The organism is Bradyrhizobium sp. CCBAU 25338 (genome assembly GCF_028128965.1).
Lineage (GTDB): Bacteria > Pseudomonadota > Alphaproteobacteria > Rhizobiales > Xanthobacteraceae > Bradyrhizobium > Bradyrhizobium liaoningense.
Genome location: NZ_LFKY01000042.1, coordinates 296,426 through 309,540 on the forward strand (window position 1 = coordinate 296,426; position 13,115 = coordinate 309,540).

Consider the following 13,115-nt stretch of genomic DNA (forward strand, 5'->3'; position numbering starts at 1 on the left):
GGCCTTTCAGCCTGCAGCCATGTCGCTGTCGGGAAAACGCTGCGGCAATTGCAGCCGCACGCGCGTGCCGGAGGCATCCGAGCTCAGGTCAAGCACCGCGCCGCAGCGCGCGGCACGGCTTCTCATGTTGCGCAGGCCGCGCGCGGTCTGGCCCGCGCTCGCGGCCTCGCAATTGCCGGCCAGCGCAAACCCCCGGCCGTCGTCCGTGACGCTGATCACGCCGTAAGGCCCCTGGCTTCCGTCATGCGTCTCGATGGTGACCGCGACGTGGCGGGCCTGTGCGTGCTTGACCGCGTTGGTCACGGCCTCGTCGAGGATACGCACGATCTGGATGACGTGCCACGGCCTGAGCTCGGGATGCAGCGGCAGGCCCTGCGGCGTCGCCACGCGCCAGTCGAGCGCGATGTCGTGCGGCCGCAATTGCGCCGTGGCGCGCTCGCGCCAGGAGCCGAGCGCGAGCATCAGGTCGCCGCCGATGTCGTCCATGGAATCGATGACGAGGCGCAGATCTTTCAACGCCGCGCGGGCGGCGTCCGTAATGGTCGTGCCCTCACTGCCGCGCTCGGACAATGCGACGATGCTCACGAGTTGCCCGCCGAGGCCGTCATGCAGGTCCCGCATCAGGCGCGTGCGCTCGTTGGCGAGCGCAGCGGCGCGGGCGCGCTCCTCCTCGCGGGCGAAGCTCGCCTTCAGCCGTTCCTCGGCTTCACGCACGCGCGTCACGAGCTGGCCGGCAAAGCTGTCGACCTGGTTCAACGCGCGGGCAAAGCGCCAGGTCAGCCCGGCGCCGATCGCGACCAGCATCGCCGAATAGGACAGGCGCGAGACGAAGATGCGATCGTTGGTCTCGATCTCGAGCACTGTGAGCATGTCCTGGATCCAGCAGACCAGCACGATCGTCACCGCGCAGCCGATCATGAAGCTCGCCGCGTCCTGCCGCCGTACCACCGCGGCTGCCGTGACGCAGGCCATCAGGAACAGGCAGAGGCCGACGGTGGGAATGCCGAGCACCAGGAATAGGATGCGCGGCAGCGGCGGGCCCCCGATCAGCCCGACCACGAACACGACGACGCCGGGCGCGAACAGCAGCGTGCCGTAGCGCGGCCAGCGCCAGCCGAAGAACAGCACGCCGAACACGACGACCAGCGCGCTCTCGATCGGCGCGGACGCCAGCAGCACCGCGGCGAGCCGGGATGCGGTGGCCGGCGGCACCGGCGCCTGCGCGAATGCCTGCACCACGCCGAGCACCATCGCCACCGCCAGCACGCCATAGACCGGCTCGCGGCGCCGCATCAGCCACATGATCGCGAGGATGACGGCCAGGATCGCCTGCCAGGCGGAGAACACCACCGGCAGTGTGACGAACAGCAGCGTGCGTGTCTCATAGGCCGGGCGCAAGGCGGCATCCGGTCCGACATAGACGGTGTCGAGGAAGCCCTTGAGCGGTCCCCACACGAACAGCCGCACCGTGATCTCGTTTCCGCCCTCGCGCAGCAGCGAAGCGGGGATGAGTGCGATCTGCGGCGTGTTGCGGTCGGGCCGGTTGGCGTTGGCATCGCGCCGGGAGTCGAGCACGACGACGCCGTTGACGGCGACCTCCACCGCGTTGCTGAAGCGCGGCAGGAACGCCGACCAGCCCGAGGCCGCATCGTCGCTCCGGAAGGCGAAGGTGCCGGTGTAGAACGGCGGGTCGGCCAGGGAGTAGCGCGACGACGTGAAATGCGGCAGCGTCACGGAGCGCGTCACGCCGTCCTCCCGCAGCGCGAATCCGCTGAGCGCAAAATCCTCGGGGTCGCTCGGCTGGAGCAGCCGCAAGCCGAGAATGGTGGCGATCACGATCAGCGCCTGGAACAGCAGATAGGGCACGAGGCGCGAGGCCAGCAGCCGGCGCCGCGCGGGTGTGGCCGGTGCCTCCGTAGGTGCTTTGGCCGCGAGCTCGCTCACAGCTTGATCAGGCCCTGCTGCACCGCCTCGAACACCGCCTCGCTGCGCGTGTGCACTTCGAGCTTGCGGTAGATGTTCTTGATGTGGCCGGGCACGGTCTGCCTGGATAGGCCGAGATGGCTCGCGATCTCGGCATAGCTGAAGCCCTTCGCGATGCCCCACAGGATGTCGATCTCGCGCGGGGTCAGCCTGGCCGTGTTGAGCGCGGGCCCGGGCGGCGGCTCCGCCGAATTCTGTGCGGCACCCTGCGTTCTGCGCACGATGAAGCGGGCGATCGAGGCCGAGATCGGCGAATGGCCGGCGACCAGGTCGCGCACGGTGGTGGCGATGTCGGTGGGGAAGGCGTCCTTGAGCAGATAGCCGGTGGCGCCGACCGTGATCGCGGAGATCACGCTCTCCTCGTCGCCGAGCGCGGAGATCACCATGATCTCCGTGTCGGGAAGGCGCCGCCGGGTCTCGCGGATCAGCTCGACGCCGTGGCCGTCGGGCAGCCGCAGGTCGGTCAGCAGCACGCGCGGCGCGGCGACGCTCAGCGCCTGCCGCGCCTCCGCGAGCGTACCGGCGCTTCGCACCTCGTAACCGGCCTTGACCAGCGCGTCCTGGAGCCGCCAGCAGGTCGGCGCGTCGTCCTCGACGAGGAGGATGGTGATGGCTTCACCCATCTCGCCCTGTTCGGTCATGATCATCGTCCCGCGACCCGCGTGTCCCCCGCGGCGCGAAGCAAGTTTAACCGCAGCGCTGATGCCGTGACACCCATAATCATGGGGGCGGCGATAAGTTGGTCCCGCGCCAGGCGCGGATGGGCCATCGTAGGATTGCATCTAAGCTAGAGCGCGTGCTCATAATCCGCGCTGTACTCGGGGCGCGTATGCGGTCTGCTCTGCCTCTGGCACCGGCCCATTAAGGCATCTCACCAGATGTCCGTTGGGCCAGAAGCGGTGATGCGCCTACCTTGCCGCGACGAGAACTTCGACCGTCAGCGATAACGCCAGCCAATTAAGCAGGCTAGAATAGAGATGACGGCCAGACCTTCACCACAAGCCGAAAGTGACAACGCGATGGCTGGAAGAAAGGATCATCATGTCACTTCGCGTAGCCCTGTGATCGGAGCCAAGCGATACGGCGCTCCCCGTTCATCCAATCATCGATTTCGGCTTTGCTCGTGAAGCCCGTGATTTCTCGGGGTTCTGCGCCGGGGTACTCGGCAACAATAGTCCAGTCGCCCTCTGAGTTACGGAGTGGTTTGAAGCTCACTTTTACTTTTGCCATGCCGAACTATGCAGGAAAGCGCGCGAAAAGGGAACCTGAGGGAAGCATTTCGAGCAACTAGTCGCCAGCCCCGGCCGGCGGTTAGTTCTGTCGGGCAGAGGAAGAGCCTTTTATAATTCCGAGCGCACGAGGTCGCTTCCGCATCAGTTACCACGGGCTTCAGCTACGGACAAATACACCAACCATGATGAGAAGAGCTATTGGCTTCTTCTTGTGGTCTCGCAACTACTGATGTATGGTCTCAAGCATCGATACTGGCCGAACAACTGTTCCGCTTTCGCCTCACGTCCTGACGGCGCGCACGTTTCAGACATTCTCCAACATCGACAAACTGGAACACTGGCCGCAAGTCCGCGCGCCAGCTCCCGCGCGTATGCGAAAGGAAGACCCGATGAACACAGGTACAGTGAAATGGTTTAACACCCAAAAGGGCTTCGGCTTTATCCAGCCGGCAAACGGCAGCAACGACGTTTTCGTTCATATCAGCGCGGTCGAACGCGCCGGAATGGGCACCCTGAACGAAGGTCAGACGCTGTCTTACGACGTCGTCGCAGACCGCCGTACGGGCAAGTCCGCTGCCGAAAATCTTCGTGCTGCTTAGTTGAGGCACGACAGACCTGTCGCTCTAGCCACGGATGTACTGGCAGAGCTTGTGGTCCCCCGCGCCTGAGTCATCAGGGGCGGGGTTTTTGCTTCAATCCGTGAAGGCGATCGTCAAGTGAGCTTGCCGTGGCTTGTCTTCGACATTCGGCCCGGCGGTTGCTCAGCTAAAAACTTGAACGGACCGAAAAGGTAAAACGACGGCGTGTCTCGGTCTCGGAGCTAAATAGCCAAATCGAATTTCGAAGTGGCTTATTTTGTCTCTCGTGCGCATAGACCGGCATGCTCGAATCTAATCACCGATCCTGTCGGAGCGGCGCCGTCTTTGGTCGAACCGAGGAAATAGCCCCAGTCGGCAGATCGCCGGCTTCGAGTGCTCGGTTTGCAGCACGACCCTAGTATCGTGGAACTCTGCTTCGGTGCCCACCTACAGGTTGATTGTCGGTCCCGTACGGAATTCCCCGTCCGAAGGATGATGCAACTGGCAGATTGGACCAGTAGCCGGCAATCGGACGTTCATGGCGCATTCGTCCGCCAACTCCCTCGGCTGACCCATGTTTGTCTCGTGCTAGGCGCGTCATTCCTTAAGTGATGTCGCTCACTTCTGCAGCGACTTGTTGCAGCTCTCTATGAAGTCATTCGCGTATGCATTGGGCGGCGGTGCATCCGAAGAACGTGGATCCGCGCAAAGCAGGAGATTCAATGAGCATTGTCAAGCGGCATCTCGCCGAGCAAGAAGAGCGACTGGTTCTGATCGAAGAAATTTGCATCGATAAAGGAGCGCTTGTCTTAGATACCGCCACAGATGAGGTCTACTTCTCTGCAGACGAAGAGGCTTACAAGAACGCCTACGTGACCGTGTTTCAGGCCTGGGCCAAGGGCACGATCAAAGGCACAGCGGAGCAGATATTCGAGGGTACAAAGTCCATTCTCGAGGACTAGAGCATCTCGGATTCGATTTTACGAGCCAGAGCCGAAGGCGACAGTACGCGTTACGTCACTCCAAGCTAGCAGCAGCAAACATTGAGGTCACACATGTCGTATGCTTATAAGTTGAATGAAGACGTTCGCCACCAACCCCAAGGTCCACAAGGACGTGCCACCGCTGAACCGCCGATGATCTATACCATCATTCAACATATGCCCATCGAGTCCGATGGACGAGTTCGATACCGCATCAGGGGCAAGTCCGAGAAGATCGAGCGAGTCGTTACGGAAGATCAACTTTCGCATTTTCAATAACCTTCCGACCGAAACAACACCTGACAAGAGATTCTGACGGGGGGCGGATGTGGTCTCGGGGTCATTCGGGCCGACTTGGACGGCATCTGTGAGATCCGGTTTACCCTTTTCGGACGTGGCGGCACGCTGGCGGGTCAATCAGCCGGCCCACCAGATGCTCAATTTTGAATGAACACCGATCGTCTGCAATGGGTCAACGGCTGGCTTCGGCGGCTCTATGACGGTGTTCCGCTCAGCTCAGGGTAGCGGACAGCGTTAGACCAAGAACGGAAGTCAGCCCCGGGCCAACTGCCGACACATGGCAAGCTAGGAGACGCTTGCCAAAACAATCTCCCGCAGCACGCGGGTTGGTGGAATCCACTGATCTTCGGAAGAGTAGTTTCCAGCGGTCAAAGCGATGACGAGCTGCAAGGCGGGAATGATGAACAGGCGTTGGCCGCCTTCCGCTTGCGCCATCCACATGCGCTCCAAGCGCCCGGGAGCCCATCCCTTCGGCCTGCCGAAGGCCACGTCGAGAAGAAACCATTGATAGCCGTAGCGACGCAGCTCGTCGGAACTGACCACCGGCGTCGTGCAACGCATGATCCACTCCGCAGGAACGATCTGTTTGCCGTCGAGCTGCCCATCGGAGAGCATCAACGTTCCGATCCGCGACAGGTCGCGAACCGACATCCGGGCGCCTGAAGCGGCAAATGGCTCGCCATCAGGCCCGGCGGCCCATTGCGTTGGTCCCATCCCGAGCGGATCGAAAAGAGACTCACGTGCGAAGTCGTGCAGTGACTTGCCTGACCCTTTTGCGATCAAGCGGGCGAGCAACGCTGTTGCTCCGCCGCAATAGGTCCAGTGCGCACCGGGCCTATCGACGACCGGGCGCTCCAAAATGTAACGATAACGGTCGGGAGCGTCGTCCATTGCCGTTTCGCTGTTGCGAGGATCGCCATAAGGTAAGGTGCTCTCATCCCAGTCCGTTCCCATGGTCATTGAGAGCGCATGGTGGGATGGTCACACGCGAGTGTTCCTCGTTGGCAAGATCACGATACTCCGGGAAACTGGAAAGCAGGCTCGTCTCCGGCGCGGGCACCTTACCTTGCTGAAGAGCGATCCCATAAAGCAAGGCCACGACGCTCTTCGAGCAGGATCGCAGATCATGGGGCGTCTCCGCCGAAAACGTGACCGTCCCCAGGTCGCCGACGCCTCTCTCGCGATCTTGACCAGCAAAATAGCGCTCGACGATCAGCTTTCCGTTCTGGAGAACAACAAGACCATGAATATTCCATACGCGCCGCTCGGCGACCGCTTGATCGAGTCGTCGGATCACGTCAGCGGCGAAGTTTTCTGGAACGAGCGGAGGCCGTTGCTGCCCCAAAACAGGCAGGATCGGCGAACCCATTGCTGCTGCTCCTAATCCTGAGAGCATCTGGCGACGATTTAGCACGGGCGACACCCCATCTGGGAAGGACCCTCTATATCAGGCGAGGGCCTACCCGTGAATGTCCGCTTCGGGTGAGAGAACTCGCGGCGCCGTCCCTCGCGCGGCCGGCATCCGAAGCCCTTCACACAAGCCGTCGATCACGCTCAAGCGAGGTGACTTCCGCTTTGCCTTGCAGAGCCGACGTTTGTGAGCACACACCTTAGCCCCGCTCACGAAAGATCCACCCGCGGCGGCGGATAGCGCCGGGCCAACACCGACAGGGATAGACGCCGCTCGTCTTCCGGCAGCTCCAGATAAGCCAGCACCAGCGGCCGCTTCCAGTCGCCGATGCCGAAATCCATCGCCGTCCATTTCTGCGGCTCGGGCCCTTCGAGCCCTCGAACCCAGACGAAATAGCGGGGAAGGTCGTCAGCGTCCCTGTCCGTCGTGCGTCGCCTGGCCATCAAAGCTGTCCGCTGCATCCATCGTTTGCGAGAGGATATAGGGAGCGGCCGTGAGAAGTCGAATGCCTCGCGGCGGTACGGCATCTAATCCCTATCGATAGTTCGACGCTCGAGCAGCAGGTGCTCACTTCGCTCCTGGGGGGTCTCCGCGCCGACACGGCAGTCGGACGCGTAATCTCTCCTCCTCGTCATTGCGAGGAGCTCTGCGACGAAGCAATCCAGACTATCTCCGCGGATGCATTCCTGGATTGCGTGGCTGCGCTCGCAATGACGGAGACACGCGGGGGCAAGAATGAAGCTATCGGGCTGCAGAAGATGATTCTCAGCCGGAACAAGGTCTGTCCGAACGCTCGCCGCTTCGTGACTCGAAAATTCCGATTGACCGAAATTCGGAAATATCGTATGTGTCGCGTACCCCGGCCCAAAGACGGGGCGTTTCGCGATCGTCACGATACGCGGGCCGGGTGGCGGTGGGCGTGGAGCGCATCGGCGCGCATGCAATCGCAGGGCGGGTTTGGCCCGTGAGCGGTTGAGCGGCGCGCACGCGACCGGTGCGATTCCAGCGTACGGCAAAAGCGTGTGGTCCTGACGCCCGGGGTCTGTGCGTCAAGGCTTGCGGTGATGTGGCGGCCCGACCGGGCTCGCGCATCAGTCATCCGCAAGGCGACGGGGGCAATAGTGCATCGCTCCCCGGGGAGAGCGCGCCATAAGCCGTCAAACCACTGCGCAGGGAAGGCCGGGATGTCCAGGCTGCCCTGTATGCCGCTGTGCATCTGTCTTCGCGCAATTTGCGCACAGCGGACCGCGGGTGCCAGCCGGCGCCTGGTCTTCCCTGCGCCCTTTCCAACGAAGGGGCGTCGAGAGAAGCACAAGGCTCGGGCGTCATGCGTCGCGAGGCTGTACTGGCGTGTCTTGTTGCTTGAAAATAGAGCTGTGCCAGCTCGTCCTGCCGATCACCGCCACAACTCGCAGGTCGCCACGCGGTTGATGTCGGCGAGGCGGCGGTCGGCGTTTCCGTGCGGATCGAGGCTGTCGAGCAGTGTCAGCAGGCGTCGGTAAGCGCGATCGGCGACGTCGACCGGCAGCGGGGCCTCGTCAAAGGCCTCGACATAGGTGCCGACAAGGCCGCTCAACAGACGGCATAGTCCGCGCTGGGCGGGATCGTCCCGGCCGAGCGTCTCGAGCTTTTGCTGAAAGGTCTGGAAGGTCCGCAAGCCGTGGTGTTGCTGCGAAAGCCACGCGTGCAGGTCGTTCATGTGAGCTCCTTCGAGTGACGGAAGAAGCTGACGGTTTATACAGGGGGGATGGGGAGATGGCTAGGGAGGGATTGTCGCCAGTCCGTCTTCGCCAAGTGGCTTCGCCGGACGGACACGCTTCGCCCTTCGGTCTAGCATGGCTGCGCCACGCGAAGCCCGAAGGGCGAAGCGTGGTGCCCCTGGCCGGAATCGAACCAGCACTCCTTGCGGAACTCGATTTTGAGTCGAGCGCGTCTACCAGTTCCGCCACAGGGGCCCCCGGTCGGCCCTAAAGGGGGCGTCGCGAAGCCGGCGGACTATAGCCATGGACAAGACGGGGTCAACCCGCGCCAAAGTGATCCCGGCCGTTCTCGACAGCCGCATGGGCCGGGGCTAGAGGCTTGAGGGTGCGACCACCGGAAAGAGGCTGCCGTGACGACCCAGAGTGCCGCCATACCAGCGTTCAAGCAGGCCAGTGCGGGCCCCGCGCTGACCGCCTCGCTGCTGGTCACGCTGATCGCCGCAGTCACGATCGCCGGCGCCTGGTTCTTCCAGCTCGTGCTGGAGATCCTGCCCTGTCCGCTCTGCCTGGAGCAGCGCTACGCCTATTACCTCGCGATCCCGCTCGGTGCGCTGACGGCGCTGGCGACGAGGAACGGCGCGCCGCGGCCGCTGCTGCTGGCGGGGCTCGCGATCCTCGCGCTGGCGACGCTCGCCAATGCCGGCCTCGGCACCTATCACGCCGGCGTCGAATGGGGTTTCTGGAAAGGGCCGACCGATTGCTCCGGGCCCGTCGTCAATCTCGGCAGCGCCGCTGATCTGCTGTCGAAGCTCGACACCGTCAAGGTGGTGCGCTGCGACGAGGTGCAGTGGCGCTTCCTCGGCCTTTCGCTCGCCGGCTACAACGTGCTGATCTCGCTGCTGATGGCCGCGATCGCGGCGTGGGGATTGGTACGGACGACGAGGCGGACATAGCTGCGGCAGGGTGGGCAAAGGCGCGCTGTGCCCACCATTTATCGATGTTCGCATCAGTCGTTGGTGGGCACGCTTCGCTTTGCCCACCCTACAGGAGCTCGCTCCTCAGGCTGAGGAGAGCAATCAATCGTCCACGTCGTCCTGCGTGCGCCCGAACAGGTGCACGATGCCCGGCGTCGCGATCGTCACGAAGACGAAACGCGACAAGTGATGGGCGCCGACGAAGATCGGGTCGATGTGCAATGTCAGCGCCAGCGCCAGCATCGCATCCATCGCGCCCGGCGCGAAGGCGACGACGACGTCGGAGAATTTCACCTGCGTGGTCACCGCCACGATCCCGACGAAGATGGCGGAGACGGCGATGGCCACCGCAAACGAGCCCAGTGCCGCGCTGAGGTGGCCGGCGAGCGTCTTGATCCGCATCCGCGCGAAACGGCTGCCGATCAGCGCGCCGATCCCGACCAGCGCCACGCCGCGGACCCAGTCCGGCAGGCCGCCCTCGACCCATCCGGCACCGTGCAGCACGCTGGAGGCGATCATCGCGCCGAACATCCAGCTCGCCGGAAACCTGATCAGCCGCAAGACGAGCGCAGCGGCCAGCGAGGCCGCGGCCAGCTCGAGGAGGTCCAGCGGCGAGGCGATCGTCGTCGTCAGCGACGGCGCAGCAGAGGACGCCACGCCCGCAATCGCCAGCACCATCGGCAGCGCGGCGGTCAGGATGATGACGCGCATGGTCTGCACCACCGCAATGCCCGGCAGGTCGGCGCCGCGCTCGACCGCCAGGATGGTGATCTGCGACAGCGCGCCGGGACTGCCGGCCAGGAAAGCCGAGGTGCGGTCCCAGCCATGGATCCGCTGGAGATAGTAGCTCGAGCCGAACGTCGAGCAGAAGGTGGCGAGCGCGAGCAGCCCGATGGTGAGGGGATAGGCGCCGACCTGCTGAAGCAAATGGCGCGAGACGACCGAGCCCAGCGAGATGCCGAGCAGCACCAGCACGGTCTGGGTCAGGATCGGCGGCAGCGTCAGCTGGCGGCCGGCGATCGCGGCGATCCCGACCGCGATCATCGAGCCCGAGATCAGCCCGCCGGGAAGGTTCGCGACGAGAAACACGAGGCCGCCGGCGGTGCCGATGACGAGCGTCTCCACCGTGCTCAATATGCTGGCACGGCTCGGCCATTCGAACGTCAGGGAGGCGGTGATCTGCTTCACGCCACCTTATCGCAAATCGGCGGGAGGCGCACAATTGCAGGCTCGTCATGCCGCAATGCGCGCGCCTCTCGCGGATGCTCGCGGAGGATCGTGACGGACTTATTTCTTGTCTGCGGCGGGGGCGGTGGGCGCGGCGGGAGCCACGGTGCCGGCCCTCGCTTCCTTCTTGCACTCACGGCGAAACTTCTTGCGCTCCTTGCCTTTCAATCCCTTGGCGTCCGCCTGCCTGGAGCATTCGAGCGACTCGGCCGAACGCTCCTTCGGCGCCTTCTTGTCGGCGGTGGCAGCGGCATCGGTCTTTGTTTCGGTCTTGGCAGCCGGCGCTGCGGTCTGTGCAAAGGCGGTGCCGGTGACGAGCAGGGAGGCGAGGGCGACGGCGGCGAGGCGAGACGTGAAGGTCATGTGTTGCACTCTGCTTGGGAGAATGGCGAAGGGCTGGAACGTCGGCCTGCATTGCTGAACGCGACATGAATGAGCTGAGCGATGGGATCACTATATTTTGCCGGCGATCGCCATCGCATCCTTGTCGCAAGCGGCCGACACGCTAGGATAGCAATCCTCGTTTCACTTCCGTCGGGGAAGACCAAGCAGGAGACCCAGGGATGATCATTCAGACAAGATTGTTGTGCGCGATTGCAGCGTCCGGTGTTGCGGCATTGCTGGCGAGCGCGCCGGCGCAGGCACTGACCGCGCAGGAGTGCAGCGCGAAATATCAGGCCGCCAAGAAGGACGGCTCGCTCGGGACCATGAAGTGGAATGACTTCCGCAAGGCCCAGTGCGGTGCCGATGCGAAGCCCGCCGCTGCACCGGCGGCAGCTGCTCCGGCTGCCGCGGCTCCTGCTGAGCCGAAGCAGGCGGCGAAGGAGGCGGCACCCGCCGCCGCGCCGGCCCTGCCGGCCGGACCGGCGGTCTATCCGAACGCTGTCGATCCGAAATATGCCAAGGAGACCCCCGGCAAGGCGCGGCTGCACACCTGCGTCGACCAGTACAATGCCAACAAGGCCACCAACGGCAATGGCGGCTTGAAGTGGATCCAGAAGGGCGGCGGCTATTACAGCGAATGCACCAAGAAGCTGAAGGGCGCCGCCTGAGCTTCGAATCGAGACGATGGCCGGAGCAGCGCTCCGGCCATTTGCTTGAATTGTTCGAGCACAATCTTCCGGAAAACCGCTGCACACTTTTCCGGATTATGCTCAGTCGAGCAGCTTCTCGGCCGACCTCGCCACGAGCTGCGACCGCTTCCGCGGACCGCTCTCGACGAACAACAAGCTCTGGCCGAAGATGAAGCAGTAGAACAGGAAGGCCTGCGCCTCGGCCTCCTCGGCCGCAAGGCCGGTCGCGCGATAGAGTTCGCTGACGTGCTTGAGCCGCGCCGCGTCGACGCTCGCCACCGCCGCCGCGGCGTTCGCGTCCGAGCGGGCCCATTGCCGGATCGCGAGCTCGATCGCCATGCCCTCCGGATTGAGGCGCTCGGAATAGAGCTGGATCACCGCTCTCAACCGTTCGCGGGGCTCTTGCCCGTCGAGACTCGTCTGCTGCGCGATTGCGGCGACGCGTCCCTCGCGCCAGCCTTCCAGCATGGCATCGAGCAGCGCGGCGCGGTCGGCAAAGCGGCGGTAGAAGCCGCCCTTGGTGACGCCAAGATTCTTGGCGAGCACCTCGACCCGCACGCCCTCGACCCCCGCGCGGGCGAGCTCGGCAAACCCTGCCTCGACCCAGACATCGCCCTTGCCGTCACTCATGAAGGAAACCCCACCGGCTCTTGATACGGTACCGTATTGCTAACGCGACACGGGTTTGATACGCTACCGTATCAACGATCAAAGACGAAATTGCGGGAGGAAGTGCGATGGAGCAGGAGGCGACCTATCGCGGCACGGTCTATCCGTGGCAATGCGATCACGTCGGCCACATGAACATCATGTGGTATGTCGGCAAGTTCGACGAAGCCAACTGGAATCTGTTCGCCCGCCTGGGCCTGACGCCGAGCTATCTGCGCAGCTCCGGTCGCGGCATGGCCGCCGTGCAGCAGAATATCGCCTACCGGCGCGAGCTGCTGGCCGGCGACATCGTCGAGATCCGCAGCCATCTGCTCGAGCTTCGCGACAAGTCGATCCGCTTCCGGCACGACATGACGAATGCGGAGACCGGCGAACTCGCAGCGACGTGCGAGATCACCGGCGTGCACATGGACCGTCAATTGCGGAAGTCCGCACCATTCGCCGATGCGATCCGGGAGATCGCCGTGAAGCACCTTTCCGAGCCGGCGGAGGCATGAGCGATGGCCACATTCGAGCCGAGAAACCCCGAGACCGCACGGCCGCGACCGCGATGTTCGCCGCCCAGCCAGCCATGCGCACGCTGGGCATATCGATCGTCTCTCTGGGGCCGGGCCAGGTCGAACTGGCGATGCCGTATGCGTCCGCTTTTGCGCAGCAGAACGGCTTTGTCCACGCCGGTATCATCACGGCTGGCCTGGACAATGCCTGCGGCGTCGCCGCCTTCACCCTGATGCCGCGTGAGGCCGACATCCTCACCGTCGAGTTCAAGACCACGTTGCTTGCGCCGGCCCGGGGCGAGCTCTTCGTCTTCAGGGCCGAAGTCGTCAAGCCCGGCCGCACGCTGACTTTCTGCGAGGCCAAGGCGTTTGCCGAGCATGACGGCAAGACCACGCTGATCGCGACCATGACCGGGACCTTGATGGCGATGCTGCCCCGCATTGCGGCCTCGGACGTGCCGCGCACGTCTGCGCATGGCGGCGATTGA

Annotated in this window: 14 protein-coding genes, 1 tRNA gene and 1 pseudogene; 6 read left to right on the top strand and 10 right to left on the bottom strand. The window is 63.8% G+C overall.

Annotated elements, in window-relative coordinates; genetic code table 11:
* Positions 1–6 precede the first annotated feature (6 nt).
* Positions 7–1,944: a sensor histidine kinase gene (locus tag ACM42_RS31125; RefSeq protein ID WP_271531477.1), complete on the bottom strand. Its 1,938-nt coding sequence runs from the start codon at positions 1,942–1,944 to the stop codon at positions 7–9.
* A complete protein-coding gene (locus ACM42_RS31130; protein ID WP_271531479.1) occupies positions 1,941–2,624 on the bottom strand; it encodes a response regulator in 684 nt (227 codons plus the stop codon). Before ACM42_RS31130 ends, ACM42_RS31125 begins: the two co-directional genes overlap by 4 nt.
* A gap of 980 nt (positions 2,625–3,604) precedes the next feature.
* Between ACM42_RS31130 and ACM42_RS31135 the strand changes: the two genes are divergently transcribed.
* Entirely contained in the window at positions 3,605–3,814 is a 210-nt protein-coding gene (locus ACM42_RS31135) for a cold-shock protein (protein ID WP_028180113.1), read from the top strand.
* 701 nt (positions 3,815–4,515) lie between these two features.
* The gene (locus ACM42_RS31140) at positions 4,516–4,755 is read left to right on the top strand and encodes a hypothetical protein (RefSeq protein ID WP_028180112.1); all 240 of its coding nucleotides are present in this window, start codon (positions 4,516–4,518) and stop codon (positions 4,753–4,755) included.
* 606 nt (positions 4,756–5,361) lie between these two features.
* Here ACM42_RS31140 and ACM42_RS31145 read toward each other — a convergent pair.
* The 5 genes from ACM42_RS31145 to ACM42_RS31165 all read right to left on the bottom strand — a co-directional run bounded on the left by ACM42_RS31145 (position 5,362) and on the right by ACM42_RS31165 (position 8,442).
* Positions 5,362–6,036 carry a serine hydrolase domain-containing protein gene (locus ACM42_RS31145; RefSeq protein WP_271531482.1) on the bottom strand — a complete coding sequence of 225 codons (675 nt, stop codon included), beginning with the start codon at positions 6,034–6,036 and terminating at the stop codon, positions 5,362–5,364.
* Positions 6,011–6,445 (bottom strand): serine hydrolase, encoded by a 435-nt coding sequence (locus tag ACM42_RS31150; RefSeq protein ID WP_271531484.1) that lies wholly within the window; start codon positions 6,443–6,445, stop codon positions 6,011–6,013. Before ACM42_RS31150 ends, ACM42_RS31145 begins: the two co-directional genes overlap by 26 nt.
* 251 nt (positions 6,446–6,696) lie before the next feature.
* Entirely contained in the window at positions 6,697–6,930 is a 234-nt protein-coding gene (locus tag ACM42_RS31155; RefSeq protein WP_271531486.1) for a hypothetical protein, read from the bottom strand.
* Positions 6,931–7,883: 953 nt separating this feature from the next.
* Entirely contained in the window at positions 7,884–8,186 is a 303-nt protein-coding gene (locus ACM42_RS31160) for a hypothetical protein (RefSeq protein ID WP_271531488.1), read from the bottom strand.
* A 171-nt stretch (positions 8,187–8,357) separates the two neighbouring features.
* Positions 8,358–8,442, bottom strand: a tRNA-Leu gene (locus ACM42_RS31165).
* 155 nt (positions 8,443–8,597) lie between these two features.
* Here ACM42_RS31165 and ACM42_RS31170 point away from each other — a divergent pair.
* Entirely contained in the window at positions 8,598–9,140 is a 543-nt protein-coding gene (locus tag ACM42_RS31170) for a disulfide bond formation protein B (protein ID WP_271531490.1), read from the top strand.
* A gap of 123 nt (positions 9,141–9,263) precedes the next feature.
* Here ACM42_RS31170 and ACM42_RS31175 read toward each other — a convergent pair whose 3' ends face one another.
* Together ACM42_RS31175 and ACM42_RS31180 are read right to left on the bottom strand one after the other, a co-directional pair.
* Positions 9,264–10,349, bottom strand: a complete 1,086-nt coding sequence (locus ACM42_RS31175) for an AbrB family transcriptional regulator (protein WP_271531492.1) — start codon at positions 10,347–10,349, stop codon at positions 9,264–9,266.
* A gap of 99 nt (positions 10,350–10,448) precedes the next feature.
* The gene (locus ACM42_RS31180; RefSeq protein WP_271531494.1) at positions 10,449–10,751 is read right to left on the bottom strand and encodes a PsiF family protein; all 303 of its coding nucleotides are present in this window, start codon (positions 10,749–10,751) and stop codon (positions 10,449–10,451) included.
* 200 nt (positions 10,752–10,951) lie between these two features.
* Between ACM42_RS31180 and ACM42_RS31185 the strand changes: the two genes are divergently transcribed.
* On the top strand, positions 10,952–11,440 hold the full coding sequence (locus tag ACM42_RS31185; RefSeq protein WP_271531496.1) for a hypothetical protein: 489 nt from the start codon (positions 10,952–10,954) through the stop codon (positions 11,438–11,440).
* Between the two features lie 102 nt (positions 11,441–11,542).
* On the opposite strand, the gene ACM42_RS31190 is transcribed toward ACM42_RS31185, so the two are convergent.
* Positions 11,543–12,091 carry a TetR/AcrR family transcriptional regulator gene (locus ACM42_RS31190; protein WP_271531498.1) on the bottom strand — a complete coding sequence of 183 codons (549 nt, stop codon included), beginning with the start codon at positions 12,089–12,091 and terminating at the stop codon, positions 11,543–11,545.
* Between the two features lie 107 nt (positions 12,092–12,198).
* Between ACM42_RS31190 and ACM42_RS31195 the strand changes: the two genes are divergently transcribed.
* Together ACM42_RS31195 and ACM42_RS31200 are read left to right on the top strand one after the other, a co-directional pair.
* The gene (locus tag ACM42_RS31195) at positions 12,199–12,627 is read left to right on the top strand and encodes an acyl-CoA thioesterase (protein ID WP_124161330.1); all 429 of its coding nucleotides are present in this window, start codon (positions 12,199–12,201) and stop codon (positions 12,625–12,627) included.
* Between the two features lie 3 nt (positions 12,628–12,630).
* Positions 12,631–13,115 (top strand): annotated as a pseudogene (locus ACM42_RS31200) (PaaI family thioesterase).